Here is a 14,308-nt window from a genome sequence, read left to right as displayed (position 1 = left end):
CGGACCGTCGTCGGTCGTGGACCGACTGGCTCGCGACGCGCCGGGGTGGTTGCCGTGACGGACGACGACCTGCGCCGGACGCTCGCCGCCGTGGGGGAGACGTTCGACCTCGGGGAGTACGAGATCGAGGCGTACGTGACGGTGCTCGAACACGGGCAGTTGACGGCGGCCGAGGTCGCCGAGCGGACCGACATCCCCCAGCCACGCGTCTACGACACCGTGCGGAGCCTGGCCGATCACGGCTTCGTGGAGGTACACGAGTCCCGGCCGATGCGGATCGTGGCGGTCGACCCGACGGAGGCGTTCGACGACGTGCGGACGACCCTCGCCGACCTGGTGGAGGCGCTCGAACGCCGGTACACCGCCCCCAGCCGCGGCACCGAGGCGGCGTCGCTCGTCAAGTCCCGGCCGACGATCCTCCGGTATCTGGAGGACGTGATCACGGCCGCGGAGTACGAACTGCTGGTCTCGCTGACGCCCGACCTCTTCTCGCGGTTCGAGGACGCACTCGCCGAGCGACGCGCCGAGGGCGTCGCCGTCGACCTCCTGCTCTCGCCGGCCGCCGAGGTTCCCGGGGCCGACGCGTACGACTACACGGACGTGGCGTCGAGCGTCCGCGCCCGACGGGGCGTGACGACGCCGGTCGCCGCCGTCGCCGACGGCGAGTACTCAATCTACACTGCGCGCGAGGCGGTCGGATCCGGCCCGGCGGGGTACGGCGTCGTGTTCAACCGCTCGGAGCTGGGGTCGCTGGTGTCGGGATTCCTGAACACCGTCGTCTGGGGGTCGGCCACGACGCTGGTCGAACGGACCGACGACCGCCCCTCCCCGCGGCGGTACGCCTCGCTCCGGCGCTGTGTCAACGACCTCGGCGACCGGAACGGTCCCCACCACGTCACGGTCCGGGGTCGCGACGTGGAGACGGGCGAGCCACGGACCGTCGAAGGCCGGATCGTCGACGTCGCCGGCGACCGCAGCCGGATGACCGCGTCGCTCACGGTCCGCACCGACGACGGCGACGTCGCCGTCGGCGGCCAGGCCGCGGCCTTCGAGGACGTCGAGGCGACCGAACTCGTCGTGGCGCGGGACGAACCGCCGGGTCGCTGAAGCCGGCGGTCCCGCGATCCGTCCGGGCGCGGTCAGTCCACCGGCGTCTTCGACGTGTGCTCGACGCCGGTGATCTCGAAGCGGGCCCCGCCGTCGGCACCCTCCGTGACCGAGACGCTCCAGCCGTGTGCGGTGGCGATGCCCTCGACGATCCGGAGGCCGAGTCCCGTCCCGTCGTGTGACGTCGAGTAGCCCGCCTCGAACACCGCCTCGTGGTCCGCTTCCGGGATCCCAGGACCGTCGTCCGCGACGTAGAACCCACCCTCGCAGTCGCCGACGGTGACGGTGACCGTGGCGTCGTGTGGCTCGCTGTCGTCGGCTTCTCGAGGGATCGGAGATCCCTCGCGGTCTCCGGACTGCGTCCGGCTGCTCGTGGAACCGTGTTCCACGCTGTCGTCGGCCTTCGGTCGACTGCTCGTGGAACCGTGTTCCACGCTGTCGTCGGCCTTCGGTCGACTGCTCGTGGAGCCATGCTCGACGGAGTTCCGGATCAGGTTCTCGATCAGTTGCCGGAGGCGACTGCGGTCGGCGACGATCTTCCCGTCGGTCCGGACGTCGAGGGTGGCGGCGTCCGTCTCGACGGTCTCCCAGCAGGTTCGGACCAGCGTCGCCAGGTCGATGGGTTCCATCTCCCCGACTTCGGTGCCCTCCCGGGCGAGCGTCAGGAGGTCCTCGATCAGCGTCTCCATCCGTTCGAGCGACCGCCGGACTGGCGGCAGACGCTCGCTGTCACAGTCCTCGGCCAGGAGTTCGAGTTGGCCCGTGGCCACGTTCAGTGGGCTCCGGAGGTCGTGTGAGAGGACGCTCGCGAAGGACTCCAGGTGGTCGTTCCGCCTGGCGAGTTCCCGCTCGCGGGCACGGAGCTGTTCCCGGCGGTACACCTGTTCGAGCGCCGTGGTGAGGCTACTAGCCAGGATCTTCCCGAGGACCAGATCCCGCTGGTCGAAGGCGCCGGCAGTCGTCGAACCCGCGATCAGGATGCCGTCCTCGCCGAGTGGCAGGTAGAGTTCGCTCCGGAGCGTGGAGTCGGAGTCGTAGACGTCCGGGTCGTCGTGGACGTCGTCGACCGCGAACGCCTCCCCCCGCTCGTAGCTGCGCCACGCGATGCTCTCGCCCGCGGCGAACGTCGGCGGCTCGCCGATGATCTCGCCGAGGGCGTCCGTGTACGCGATGGGGACGAGCCCCGCCTCGTCGTCGAGGAGGTGGACCGAGTTCGCGTCGAGTCCGAGGATGTCCCGTGCGGTCTCGACGCCGACCTCGGCGATCCGTTCCCGCGTCTCGGCGGCCATCAGCTCCCGCGTCGTCTCGTTCAGGGCTTCGAGTCGGCGCTCGCGCCGGGCGCTCTCGGTGACGTCCCGATACACCCAGAGGTGGCCGTCGCCGTCGGGCAGGCCGATCCGCCGGTAGTTCCGGGCGAACGTCCGGCCGTCACGGAGGGTGAGCGACTCGTCGCGGGCGTCGTCATCGCCCGTCACCGCCGCCTCGATGCCGTCGACGAACCCCTCGGAGTCCTCGAACATGGCGCTGACCGCCTCCGCGAGTCGCTCGCAGTCCTCGCCGACCGCCTCGGCGGGCGTCCCCTGCATCCCGAACAGATCGAACAGCTGTTCGTTGGTCTTCAGGACGTTGCGGTTCTCGTCCTCCGCGAGCACGCCGACCGGGAGCGTGTCGACGAGTGCCGAGAGGAGGGTGTTCGTCCGTTCCAGCGCCCGCCGGTTGCGCTTGCGCTCGCTGGTCTCGCGTGTCGAGATGATGATCGACACCACCTCGCCGTCGTCGTCCGTGACGGGGCGGAAGACGCCCGTGATCGAGTACGGGTTGCCGTTCGGTCCCGTGAGTTCGAGGTCGAACTCGACGTACTCCCCGGCGGCGGCGCGGCCGATCCACTCCTCGATCCGCGACGCGGTGTTGCCCCCCTCGTCGAACCACGGCGTCCGCGAGAAGCGCCGCCCGACCACGTCGGCGCGGTCGGCGTCCACGTAGGCCAGCGCCGTCCGGTTGATGTCGAGCACCGTCCCGTCGGTGTCGAGTAGCCCGACGAGGATGTTCGGATCCTCGAAGACCGCCCTGTACCGTCGCTCCTTGCGTTCGAGTTCCGCCTCGCGTTCCTTGTACGCGGTGATGTCCCGGGAGATGCCGACCGCCCGCCGGTCCGGTGCCCCGTCGGTGTCGACGGTGGCCCTGAGCCAGCGGTGGCCGCCAGTCTCGGGGTCGGGCGTCGTCCGGTATTCGATCTCGCCACGCTCCCGATCCCCGTCGATCAACTCCCGATGGAAACGCCGGAACGCGGCCCGGTCTTCCGGATGGACGACGGTCTCGCAGTGGTCCTCCCACGTCGGCACCTCCGCGGGTCGGTGGTCGAAGAACTGCTCGTACGCGCCGTGGCGGACGACGTCCCCGGTGTCGAGGTCGATCTCGAAGACGACCGACTGCGTCCGGTCGAGTGCGAGTTGCATCCGCTCCCGTGCCCGTTCGAGTTCGTGCTTTCGCTGCTCGCGTTCGGTGACGTCGACCGCGATACCGAGGACCGCCCCCTCGTCGCCGTCCGTGAGGTCGTACGGCAACAGTCGGGGTTCGAGGACGCGCGTCCGCCCCGCGGCGTCGGGGAGTTCGACGTCGGTCACGCGCTTCGGTTCCCCCGTCCGCAGGACCTCCTCGACGTCGCCCCGAACCCGTTCGGCCGCCTCCGCGCCGAGGACCTCGTCGACGGTGGCGCCCTCGATTTCGTCCACCGTGGTGTCGTGAAACGCCGCGAGGGTCTCGTTCGCGAGCAGGTACGTCCCCCCGCGGTCCACGACGAACAGGAAGTGCGGCAGCGAGTCGACGATCTCCCGCAGGCGGCGTTCGCTGCGCTCGACCAGTCGCTGCGAGCGGTCGTGTCCGACGGCGTTGACGATCCGGTTGGCCAGGACGGCGTACTGGTCGGTGCCCGCCTCCTTCTGGAGGTAGTCGGTCACGCCCGCGGAGATGGCGTCGCTCGCGACCTCCTCGCTGCCCTTGCCCGTAAAGAGGACGAACGGAAGCGAGGGGTCGGTCTCGCGGACGGTCTCCAGGAACTCGATCCCGTTCCGGCCAGGCATGTCGTAATCCGAGACCACACAGTCGTACGCGCCCGCCCGGAGCCGTTCGAGGGCCTCGTCGACGTCGTCCGCCGTCTCGACGGTCAGTCGGTCGCTCTCGCGTTCCAGAAACGTCGCGGTCAGTTCGGCGAAATCGGGGTCGTCGTCGACGTGCAGGACGCGAACGGGATCGGGGGGGTCCCAGCTCATCGGCGGCCGTACGACGAACGGGCGAATAACCGTTCGGATGCGAGTATCAGGGTTGAAAACCCCGCGTCGCCCCGTCCCACCAACCTATATCCCGGCGCCACGCGCAGGCTCAGGGGATGGCTCCCTACGAGGCCTTCGACGAGAACGTGGAAGTCCACGGACGGACGATCCTCAGCGTCGTCGACGACGCGCTCGCCCGGTTCGCCGAGTCCTATCGGGGGGCGGCACGCGACGCCCTCGCGGAACACGGCATCGACGATCCGTCGCCGGACGAGTGGTACCCACAGCAGGCCTGGTTGGACACGTTCGAGGTCATCGCGTCGGAGCTGGAACCGCACATCCTCGACCGCGTCGGCGAACAGATCCCCGACGTGGCCGAGTGGCCGGACGACCCCGGTTCGGTCCCCGAGGGACTCCGCGCCATCGACGACGCCTACCGCCGGAATCACCGCGGCGGCGACATCGGATCCTATCGGTTCGAGGCGGTCGGCGACCGGGAGGCCGAGGTTACCTGCCGGAACCCCTACCCCTGCCCGTTCGACCGAGGATTGATCCGTGCCGTCGCCCGGAACCACGCCCCCGTCGAGTCGTTCGTCTTCGTCGAGGAACGGGGCGACCGGTGTCGCCGCGACGGCGACGACGCCTGTGTCTTCACCGTGTCCTGGTAGTCAGTCGCGCTCGTAGGCCTCGATGGCGTCGATCAGCTCCTCGACCGAGTGGTCCATCGCGAGTTCGAGAAGCGTCTCGAACTCGTCGTAGGTGGTCGCCAGGTCCTCGATGTGTGCGCGTGTCGCCGTGTCGCCGTCGTCGACGCGGGACAGGGACCGGTCGAGCGTCCGTCGCGTCGACCCCATCTCCCGGGCGACGTGTTGCTGGAGGACGTCCCGGACGACGAACCACAGATCCGTCTCGGGTTCGAACCGGACGCGCCGTCCCCCGCCGCCCGAGGAGCGTCGGCGGATCAGCCCGATCCGCGTGAGTCGCCGGGTCACGTTGCTGATCGTCGACTTCGCGTACCCCGTCTCCTCGACCAGCCCCGGGATCGAAAGCGGTTCGGCCGCGAAATAGAGGACGCCGTACACCCGTCCCGCGCTCCGACTCAGTCCGTACACCTCGGCCGACCGCTCCATCGACTCGATGACTTCCTCCCGAGCGGCCGCCGACCCGTCCCCGCTCATCGTCGCCCCCCGCCGGCTGGGGGGTCGGTCCACCGTTCGTTCACGGCCGTACGTGACGAACCGTAAGTATTAAACTGTTCGGTCTGTTCGTTCGGAATGAGCCGAACAAACAGAATAGACGGCTCACTCCACCGCACCGACGCCGGACCCCCTCCCCCGTGGTCCGTGCGACACACGCTTCGGCCCACTCGCTCCCCGCAGATGCACCACACGTCACCCCGCACGCGTCCCCGCTGTGATCGTCTCGTCGACCACGCCACGAGCGGTTCCCTTCCCGTGGTCCTTGCCGTCGTCTCGGCGCTCGCCCTCCTCCACCCCGTCGCTCCGGTCGTCGGCCTCCTTCTCGCTGCCGGCCACCTCGGGCGCAGCCACCGCGTGTGACACCGCGGTGCGCTCGTCACCGTTCGTGGCGTTCCGGATTCCGACGTTCTATATGGGCTGACAGTTTGTCCCCCGTATGGATCCACATCTGGTGGCCGTCGTCGTGGGCATCCTTCAGGGGGTGTTCGAGTGGCTCCCCATCTCCAGCGAAGGGAACGTCGCCATCGCGTTGACCGCGCTCGGCGAACGTCCGGACGTCGCCGTCTCCTACGCCCTCTTTCTCCACCTCGGGACGGCCGTCTCGGCGACGGTGTACTACCGGGAGGAGGTGCGGACGGCGCTGGCGTCGTGGTCCGACGTCCGAGTCGGCGACGCGTTCGACGGCGAGACGGCGACGCTCTCGTTCGTCGTCCTCGCCACCGCCGCCGCGTCCGCCGTCGGCCTCGTCGCCCTCGCCGTCCTCGACGCCGTCGTCTCCGAACTCACCGGCGGCGCCTTCGTCGCCCTCGTCGGCGCGTTGCTCGTCGCGACCGGGTTACTCCAGCGGTTCGCCGGTGCCTACGCCCTGGCGACCCGGTCCACCCCCGACGCTGTCGACGCCGTCCTCGTCGGCGGCCTGCAGGGACTCGCCATCCTCCCCGGCGTCTCCCGGTCGGGGACGACCACGAGCGCGCTCCTCCTCCGGGGACACGAGGGCGCGGCCGCCTTCCGGCTGTCCTTCCTCCTCAGCATTCCCGCCGCCCTCATCGGCGGCGGCGTCGGCGTCGTCCGCACGGGCGGCGTGGGCGTCTCTCCCACGGCGGGGCTCGTCGCACTCGCCGTCGCCGCCGTCGTCGGCTACGCGACCATCGACCTGTTGATGCGGGTGGTCCGCCACGTGCCCGTCTGGATACTCTGTGTCGGGCTCGGCGGGTTGGCCATCCTCGGTGGCCTGGCCGTTTAACCGTCGGTTAAGCGCCGTCGAGGGGTCGGAACGCACACCCTGTAGCCCGGTAGGACCGGATTACCTTCTCGGGTGGATCGGCCGCCCCCTCGGGTGTGATGTATTAACAAGTAACTAATCAAATAGATGTGCGTCCACGCCACTGGTAATGCTCTCCGGGTGGCGATACCGGCTCGTCAGTGGGGTTGGGGCCACGGCGCTCGCGGCGGGGAGTGTCGCCGCCGCGAACCACCCGATCGCGCAGCGACTGGCGGTGGTGGTTCCGGTGTTCGACCGCTTGCCGTCGACGACACTCTCCAACGGCGACCTCTCGCTCGCCATCGCGACGACGCTGTTCGTCGTGCTCGGTGCCCTCGTCCCGCTGTTCAAGCCGCGCCCGCGACGCGTGCTCGATACGATCCTCCTCGTCGAGAAGCGGGTTGCCCTCGCCGCCGTCGCCCTCGCCGCGGTCGGCTACTTCGATTACACCTACCGGCTCCCGCGGACGACGCTCGTCCTCACGACCATCGGCATGGGCGTCGTCCTGCCGGCGTGGTTCGTCGCGATCCGCCGGAGTCCACGGGTCGACCCCGAGCGGACGGTCGTCGTCGGCGACGACCCGGAAACCATCACGGAGGTGATTCGGGAGACCGAGGTGCCGGTCGAGGGATATATCTCCTCGTTCGCTTCCCGGTTCCGGGATCCGTCTCATGGAAGCGAGACGCCCATCGCGACCCCAGACGGTGGGACCGTCAGTGCCGATTCCATCCCCGAAGAGGAGTGTCTCGGCGGCCTCGCCCGCCTTGAAGACGTGCTCGTCGAACGCGATATCGACACGGTCGTCTTCGCCTTCGAGTTTCCGGATCAAGAGGAGTTCTTCGGCTCGCTCGATACGTGTCACCGGATGGGCGTCAACGCCAAAGTTCACCACCGGCACGCCGATACGGTTCTGACAACGGGTCTCGAAACCGGCGAACTGGTCGACATCGACGTCGAACCTTGGGAGTGGCGGAGCCACGTCCTCAAACGTGCGTTCGATATCGTCTTTGCGCTGACAGGCCTGCTCTTTCTCGCACCGATCATGCTCCTCATCGCTGCCGCGATCAAAATCGACGACGGGGGTCCCATCCTCTACGCACAGCGGCGGACCGCCGAATTCGGCGATACGTTCACCGTCTACAAGTTCCGGACGATGGTGCCGGAGGGCGAATCCCCGGCGCCGGTCGACGACGAGGAGAACGACCGCATCACTCGCGTCGGTCGGGTCCTCCGAAAGACCCACCTCGACGAGATCCCACAGCTCCTGACGATCCTCGGGGGGCGGATGAGCGTGGTCGGCCCGCGCGCGGCGTGGGTGGAGGAGGAGGTCGCAATCGAATCCGAGCTCAACTCGTGGCGTCAGCGGTGGTTCGTGAAACCGGGGCTGACCGGTCTCGCACAGATACAGGGCGTGACGAGTACCGACCCCGACGAGAAACTGCGCTACGACGTGGCGTACATCCGCAACCAGTCGTTCTGGTTCGACCTCCGTATCGTCCTCCGACAGCTGTGGATGGCCTTTACCGACGCCTTGTCGGTCCTCCGGTGACATGTCCCACGATCGTGAGCGATCGATCCACCGGTCGACGACACGTCTCCGCGTGTCTCTCGATCGGCCACACGGTCGGTGCCGGTCGGTCGCGTCCGGGAGGTGTGGTGTATGAGTGAGACGGACGGCCGTGACTCGGTCGATCACCGCCGCCGAATCCGCGTCCGGACGGCCCTCGTTCTCGCCCTCCTGCTCGTCGTCCTCGTCCGCCTGCCCACGATCCAGGCGGTCTTCCGCGACGACTGGGTCGTCCTCGTCTCGAACGATCCCTACATGTACCGGTACCTGGCGGATCAAGCGTTGCTCGACGGCCCGCTCCCGTCGCTTCCGGACCGGGCGGTCCAGGGGGAACCGCTCCTCGTCGCGACGCTCGCGGTGGCGACGTGGCCCTTCGGCGCGGGAACGTGGGGCTCGGGGTTCGTCGTCGCGTGGTACCCCGTCGTCGCTGCCGTCGCCACGGCGGCCTTCGTCTACGGCGCCGCCACGCGACTCACCGACGACGTCCGCGTCGGCCTCGCCTCCGCCGGGCTCCTGGCCGTCACGCCGGCGCACGCCTACCGGACCGCGCTCGGCGTCGCCGACCACCACGCCTTCGATTTCGTGTGGCTCGCGTTGACCGCGCTGGCCGTGATCGAACTGCTCACGCGGGGGGAGCGTGACCGCCGCACGTGGCTCGCCGCGGCCGCCCTCGCCGTCGCGGTGGCGGGACAGTCGCTCTCCTGGGAGGCCGCACCGCTCCTCCTGTTCCCGCTCGTTCCGGGGCTCGCACTCGCGGCGCTGGTGGAGATCCGACGGCCGGGTCCCGAGCGGCTGGTGCCGGTCGCCGCCGGCCTCGTCGGGGGCGCGGCGCTCGCCCACTTGGTTCACGTCCTGCTCGGCTGGCAGTACGCGGCCGTCGTCTACGCGCTCGACCTGCTGGCGCTGGGGAGCGTGGGTCTGGTGGCGATCGTCGTCGCCGTCCGCCGACTCGACGGCTCGTGGATGTGGCTCCTGGCCGCCGAGGCGGGTCTCGGTGTCGCCGCCGCCGTCGCCGTCCGGTCGACTCGGCCGCTCGTGACCGAACTGCAGTCCGGTGTCGCCTTCTTCTCCTCGACGCAGGCGGCCGAACTCACGGGCGTCGGTGCCAACTACGGGGCGGTCGGCGTCCTCGTCCTCCTCGGGTTCGCGTCCGTGCTCGCCGCGCCGATGCTTCCCCTCGCGGTCACGTGGGGGTGGCGACGGCTCGAACCCAGCTGGTTCGTCGTCGGCGTCTACACCGTTCACTTCGGCGTGTTGGCGGCGCTCCAGCGGCGGTTCGCCGGCGAACTCGCGCCCTTCGCGGCCATCCTCGGCGGCGTCGGGTTCGTGATGCTCGCGTCGTGGTTCGACCTCGTGCGGGCACCCGCGCCCCGGCGAACCGAGGGTGACACCGTCTCCCCGGCCGTCGCCGCCGACGGCGGTGACGGCGCCGACCTCGCCGTCCCGGACCGGACGCGCGTGGCACTGCTCGGCGGCCTCGCGGGCGTCGCCGTCGGAGCCGGCGGGCTCTACTCCGCGCTGATCGACCGACGCCTCGTCATCGACGACGCGACCTACGAGGCGGCCCGGTGGATTGCCGGTTACGTCGACGACCACGACGTCGCGTATCCGGAGAGCTACGTCCTCAGCAAGTGGGGGCGAAACCGCGTCTACAACTACTTCGTGAACGGGGAGGCGGCGTCGTACGGCTACGCGCGACGCCACTACGAGGACTTCCTGTTCTCGAACGCGAACACCGAGGCCGACTGGTACGCGGAGTTCGACGGGCGTGTCGGATTCGTCGTCACCCGCGACTTGCCCCACCTCGGGCTGATCGCCTCGTCGACGGTTCAGTCGACGCTCCACGACCGGTTCGGGAGCGCCGAGATCCGCAGTATCAGCGGTGTCGGCCACTTCCGAGCCGTCTTCGCCACCGACGATGGGGCGCGGAAGGTGTTCCGGCCCGTCCCCGGCGCGACCGTCCGCGGGCCGGCACCGACCGGCGAGGACGACGTCCGTCTCGCCACCGAGGTGTCGATTCCGGGTGCCGACTTCGAGTACGTCCGCCGGGCACCGGTAACGGACGGGACCTTCGAGGCGACGGTCGCCTATCCGGGCACGTACCGGATCGGCGGTGGCGAGGAGAGCGTCGAAATCACGGAGCGCATGGTCAGCTCGGGGGAACGCGCCACCGTCGAGCGCTGACACCGCCGAGAAACGACGGCCATACGGCCGTTAACGGGCGATTATCTATGAGCGAGCGTGGTGTGAGTACGACCGACTCATGTCCTTCAGTGACCGAGTACACCACCTCCGACAGCCAGAGTACACCGGTGAGAACCGCTGTGTTCCGTGCACGGTGGTCAACCTCGCTATCGCGGCCCTGCTCGGTGGTCTCGTGGCGATGGTCTCCCCGCCGCTGGCAGTCGCCGTGTTCGCGGGCTCAGTCGCTGCGATCTATCTCCGGGGCTATCTGGTTCCGGGGACGCCGACGCTGACGAAACGATACCTCCCCGACGCCGTGTTGAAACTGTTCGACAAGCACGACCCCGACCCGCCGGCGATCGCCGACGAGGCGGACATCGAGTCGTTCCTCATCGAAGTCGACGCCGTCGAGGAGTGTCGGGACGGGACCGACCTCTGTCTCACGGAGGCGTTCCGGACGGCTTGGAACGAGCGCATCCACCGACTCCGCGAACGCGGCGACGAGGACGAGGGGATCGCCGCCCTGTTCGAGGGCCTGGACATCGACACCGAACGGGTGCGGGTCGAGTCCTACGGCGACGCCTACGAGGCCTATATCGACGACACGCGCGTGGGCCAGTGGGAGTCGCGGGCGGCCTACCTCGCCGACCTGGCGGCGGAGGGCGAACTCCGCGACCGCCATGCGGGCTGGCACCGTCTCGGGTTCGACGCACGGACGGAGGTGCTCGGCTCCCTGCGACTGTGGCTGGAGCGCTGCCCGTCCTGTGACGGTCCGGTGACGCTCGGCGAGGATACGGTGGAGTCCTGCTGTCGCTCCATCGACGTGATCGCGGCCACCTGTGAGGACTGTGAAGCGCGGGTCTTCGAGGCGCAGTTCTCGCCCGAGGCGATGGCCGCGGACTGAGCGGATATCCCTACTCCTGCTCGTCGAGGATGTACTGGAAGTACGGCGTCATCGCGTCGCGGGCCTCGTCCCACCGGCGCATGTCGTGGAGTTCGACCCCGAGGGCGTAGCGCGTCGGTTCGGGGCCGAACCCGTCCTGTCCGTGGCGGGGCTTCTCGGGATAGGCTGGGTTCCCGAGGGCCGCACGGAGTTCGAGCATCTGGGCCTGCATCATCGGCGACCAGTAGTCCTCGCCGGTCTTGTGGTTTATCCAGGCAGTCGTCGTCAGTTCGGCGTACCGCGGATCGATGTCGGCGACCTCCGCCCGGCGTTCGAAGGCGTCCTCCATCGGGGACCAGTCGGCCGCTTCGAGGCGTTCGGGATCCAGGCTACCGTTGACGCGGCAGGATTCCTCGATTTCGTCTTTGACCCAGAGGGCGTCCACGTAGCCGAGGGCCGCCCGAACCGCCTCGGTCTCGTCCAAATCCGGAAACTGGAGGGCGTCGACGGCGCCGAACGCTTTGATCGACGCTTCACGCCGGCGCTGGTCGTGATGAATGAATCCGTTACAGAGCTGTTCGGCCATGTAGGACGCCGACCGTTCGACGTCTTCGGGAAGTGACGGCAGTTGTGCTTGGGTGGGGGGAGTTTCTTTCATTTACGTCTCCGACTCTGATGGACTCGGCGATAAGTTTACCCACGAAATTCTCACCTGTGATATCGCGGGTAACCATCTCCGGTTGATTCGCTCGCTTTTCGGCTCTATGAGCCCCATTGACATACGATCTATTCAGCTTTTCGCTATCACGTTCGATATTTGAACCCGGAAAAACGTTATAAATCTCACAGGAGTTGTTGGAGATAGAGCCAGCGGCGGGACCAGAACTGGTAGAGCGTCGAGGCGGCGATGGCGAGGAGGAAAAACGACGCCCAGAGGAGCGGATCGACGGCGGACACGAGGGGCGTGTCGGTCGACGCGAGTACGATCGTGAGCAAGGAGAGCGTGCCGACGGCACGATAGTACGTCGCCCAGGTGACGCCGTAGCGTGTGACTACTTCCATATACAGGTCCACCTGTCGGGCCGGTTTCCGAAGGATGATCGTCTTCCGGTCGCTGTCGTAGTCGACGATGCCCGCGTCGTCCAGTTTCGGCAGATGGGTCTGGTGGAGCGAGACGTAGACGCTGTCGCGGATGTTACTCGGTGGTGGCGATTCGTCGGTCTCGATCTCGGCGATGTGGACTGCCAGATCCCGAAGCGACACCTCGCGTCCCCGATCCTGTAGACACTTGATGACGTTTCGCCGTCGGTCGTTCCGAAGGATGTCGTGGATGTCCGTTTCGGGAAGTACGTCGTCCGTCTTGAGTAGTCCGATGTTCATGGGTGGCGCCCGGGTTCACTCGCACTAACACAACAGGGAGGCATAGTTATCAGTATCTTAATCGATCGAAGGCTGAGTCTGTGAACGACGTTAATTCCCGGTTAGGTGTCCTTACCACTGGGAAAATTCTGGGGTTTCAGGGCCTCTAGAACGTTAACAACTGATTAACGCCCCCATCAGGGGGGCACGGGCGCTCCCGTGGCCCCGCGCCGGACGTTCGGCCTCAGTAACCGTGGCTTTACTCGCGTTAGTCCGACGTTATGTGAGCGAATTGGCGATTAGCTATGATAGTGGGTGGTATGTGATCCATGTGAGTCACCCACACCGGTTCACGACGACGGTTCGACTCCGTCGGTGGGCATCCCCTCACGGGGGGAACAAAAAATGACGGACGAACGATTCGACATCTCACGGCGGAAGGCCCTCGCGGCCTTGGGGACGATCGGCGTCGCCTCGGCCGGTGCGGGGCTCGGGACCAGCGCGTACTTCTCCGATCAGGAGACGTTCGAGAACAACCAGCTCGTGGCCGGCACGCTCGATATGGGCGTGGGGTATACGGCCCACTACTCGGACTGGTCCGACGACGAGGGCGAGGGCGTCGGCGACGTCGTCATGTACGACGGGCCGGCCGGCGAGACGGGGACCGAAAGCGAACTTCCGGGCGAGGAGTACACCGGACTCCCGGCGAACGACGCGTGGCTCATCGCCGTCACCGACCCGGACGTCTTCCTCGACAACACCCTGACCGGCGTCTATCCCGAGGACGATGACGGCGAACAGGGCCCCGTCGAGTGTGTCGACAACGGCGAGGGCGCCCTCGAGGCGAACGTTCAGGCCGACGATGCCCCGCAGCCGGTAGTCGCACTCGACGACGTGAAGCCGGGTGACTTCGGCGAGATCACCTTCGACTTCGTGCTCTGTGACAATCCCGGCTACGTGTGGGTCAACGGCGAACTCCAGAGTGCCAGCGAGAACGGCGTGACGGAACCCGAGGCCGACGACCCCGACGAGGAGGAAGGGGTCGTCGAACTCCTCGACGTCGTCCAGGCGGCCGTGTGGGTCGACGACGGCGACAACTATCAGGACGGCGACGAAACGCCGATCGCGATCGGCTCCCTCCGCGATATCCTGGGCATGGAGGGTCCCCTCGCCAGCGGCTCCAACGGCACCGGTCTCAACGGCAACATCACAGATGCCGAGGGCGGCGGGACCGGCGATCGGGGCTGTTTCTCCGCCGGTGACGAACACTCCATCGCGTTCGCGTGGTGGGTGCCCGTCGATCACGGCAACGAGATCCAGTCCGACTCCGCGGAGTTCACGCTCGGCCTCTACACCGAGCAGTGCCGCCACAACGACGGCAGCGGCATGAACAACGAGGACGTCGGCGGCGAGGCGGACGACGATCAGGAAACCTAGACCCCGGCCCCCCTCGTAGTCGCCCGCGACCAAGACCCACTC

At 68.0% G+C, this 14,308-nt stretch carries 12 protein-coding genes; 7 read left to right on the top strand and 5 right to left on the bottom strand.

Annotated elements, in window-relative coordinates; genetic code table 11:
- Window positions 1–54: 54 nt before the first annotated feature.
- The gene (gene trmB / locus EI982_RS08060) at window positions 55–1,107 is read left to right on the top strand and encodes an HTH-type sugar sensing transcriptional regulator TrmB (protein WP_157689201.1); all 1,053 of its coding nucleotides are present in this window, start codon (window positions 55–57) and stop codon (window positions 1,105–1,107) included.
- 32 nt (window positions 1,108–1,139) lie between these two features.
- On the opposite strand, the gene EI982_RS08055 is transcribed toward trmB, so the two are convergent.
- A complete protein-coding gene (locus EI982_RS08055; protein ID WP_157689199.1) occupies window positions 1,140–4,376 on the bottom strand; it encodes a hybrid sensor histidine kinase/response regulator in 3,237 nt (1,078 codons plus the stop codon).
- Window positions 4,377–4,492: 116 nt separating this feature from the next.
- Between EI982_RS08055 and EI982_RS08050 the strand changes: the two genes are divergently transcribed.
- On the top strand, window positions 4,493–5,044 hold the full coding sequence (locus EI982_RS08050; RefSeq protein WP_157689197.1) for a hypothetical protein: 552 nt from the start codon (window positions 4,493–4,495) through the stop codon (window positions 5,042–5,044).
- Here the strand turns inward: EI982_RS08050 and EI982_RS08045 are convergent, their stop codons facing one another.
- On the bottom strand, window positions 5,045–5,554 hold the full coding sequence (locus tag EI982_RS08045) for a GbsR/MarR family transcriptional regulator (protein WP_157689195.1): 510 nt from the start codon (window positions 5,552–5,554) through the stop codon (window positions 5,045–5,047).
- Between the two features lie 213 nt (window positions 5,555–5,767).
- On the bottom strand, window positions 5,768–5,926 hold the full coding sequence (locus tag EI982_RS08040; RefSeq protein WP_157689193.1) for a hypothetical protein: 159 nt from the start codon (window positions 5,924–5,926) through the stop codon (window positions 5,768–5,770).
- Window positions 5,927–6,011: 85 nt separating this feature from the next.
- Between EI982_RS08040 and EI982_RS08035 the strand changes: the two genes are divergently transcribed.
- The 4 genes from EI982_RS08035 (at window position 6,012) to EI982_RS08020 (ending at window position 11,491) form a co-directional block, all read left to right on the top strand.
- Entirely contained in the window at window positions 6,012–6,818 is an 807-nt protein-coding gene (locus EI982_RS08035) for an undecaprenyl-diphosphate phosphatase (protein WP_157689191.1), read from the top strand.
- A 148-nt stretch (window positions 6,819–6,966) separates the two neighbouring features.
- Window positions 6,967–8,385, top strand: a complete 1,419-nt coding sequence (locus EI982_RS08030; protein WP_157689189.1) for a sugar transferase — start codon at window positions 6,967–6,969, stop codon at window positions 8,383–8,385.
- Window positions 8,386–8,496: 111 nt separating this feature from the next.
- A complete protein-coding gene (locus EI982_RS08025; protein WP_157689187.1) occupies window positions 8,497–10,587 on the top strand; it encodes an STT3 domain-containing protein in 2,091 nt (696 codons plus the stop codon).
- Window positions 10,588–10,741: 154 nt separating this feature from the next.
- A complete protein-coding gene (locus tag EI982_RS08020; RefSeq protein ID WP_233255305.1) occupies window positions 10,742–11,491 on the top strand; it encodes a DUF8054 domain-containing protein in 750 nt (249 codons plus the stop codon).
- Window positions 11,492–11,501: 10 nt separating this feature from the next.
- Here the strand turns inward: EI982_RS08020 and EI982_RS08015 are convergent, their stop codons facing one another.
- Together EI982_RS08015 and EI982_RS08010 are read right to left on the bottom strand one after the other, a co-directional pair.
- Entirely contained in the window at window positions 11,502–12,128 is a 627-nt protein-coding gene (locus EI982_RS08015; protein ID WP_157689183.1) for a hypothetical protein, read from the bottom strand.
- A 185-nt stretch (window positions 12,129–12,313) separates the two neighbouring features.
- Complete coding sequence (locus EI982_RS08010) at window positions 12,314–12,850, bottom strand: DUF7344 domain-containing protein (RefSeq protein WP_157689182.1); 537 nt, start codon at window positions 12,848–12,850, stop codon at window positions 12,314–12,316.
- A 384-nt stretch (window positions 12,851–13,234) separates the two neighbouring features.
- Between EI982_RS08010 and EI982_RS08005 the strand changes: the two genes are divergently transcribed.
- Window positions 13,235–14,266 (top strand): SipW-dependent-type signal peptide-containing protein, encoded by a 1,032-nt coding sequence (locus tag EI982_RS08005; RefSeq protein ID WP_157689180.1) that lies wholly within the window; start codon window positions 13,235–13,237, stop codon window positions 14,264–14,266.
- The last annotated feature ends 42 nt before the right edge of the window (window positions 14,267–14,308 follow it).

This window comes from Haloplanus salinarum (assembly GCF_009762275.1).
In the GTDB taxonomy this organism is placed as follows: Archaea; Halobacteriota; Halobacteria; order Halobacteriales; family Haloferacaceae; genus Haloplanus; species Haloplanus salinarum.
The sequence above is the reverse complement of the archived record's forward strand: the minus strand, read 5'-3'. Positions and strand labels throughout refer to the sequence as shown.

Bases quoted from the DNA above. Each gene is read 5' to 3' on its own strand.
- EI982_RS08015 (WP_157689183.1), bottom strand. From the start codon at position 12,128: ATGAAAGAAACTCCCCCCACCCAAGCACAACTGCCGTCACTTCCCGAA.
- EI982_RS08025 (WP_157689187.1), top strand. From the start codon at position 8,497: ATGAGTGAGACGGACGGCCGTGACTCGGTCGATCACCGCCGCCGAATC.
- EI982_RS08045 (WP_157689195.1), bottom strand. From the start codon at position 5,554: ATGAGCGGGGACGGGTCGGCGGCCGCTCGGGAGGAAGTCATCGAGTCG.
- EI982_RS08030 (WP_157689189.1), top strand. From the start codon at position 6,967: ATGCTCTCCGGGTGGCGATACCGGCTCGTCAGTGGGGTTGGGGCCACG.
- EI982_RS08035 (WP_157689191.1), top strand. From the start codon at position 6,012: ATGGATCCACATCTGGTGGCCGTCGTCGTGGGCATCCTTCAGGGGGTG.
- EI982_RS08005 (WP_157689180.1), top strand. From the start codon at position 13,235: ATGACGGACGAACGATTCGACATCTCACGGCGGAAGGCCCTCGCGGCC.
- EI982_RS08050 (WP_157689197.1), top strand. From the start codon at position 4,493: ATGGCTCCCTACGAGGCCTTCGACGAGAACGTGGAAGTCCACGGACGG.
- EI982_RS08010 (WP_157689182.1), bottom strand. From the start codon at position 12,850: ATGAACATCGGACTACTCAAGACGGACGACGTACTTCCCGAAACGGAC.
- EI982_RS08055 (WP_157689199.1), bottom strand. From the start codon at position 4,376: ATGAGCTGGGACCCCCCCGATCCCGTTCGCGTCCTGCACGTCGACGAC.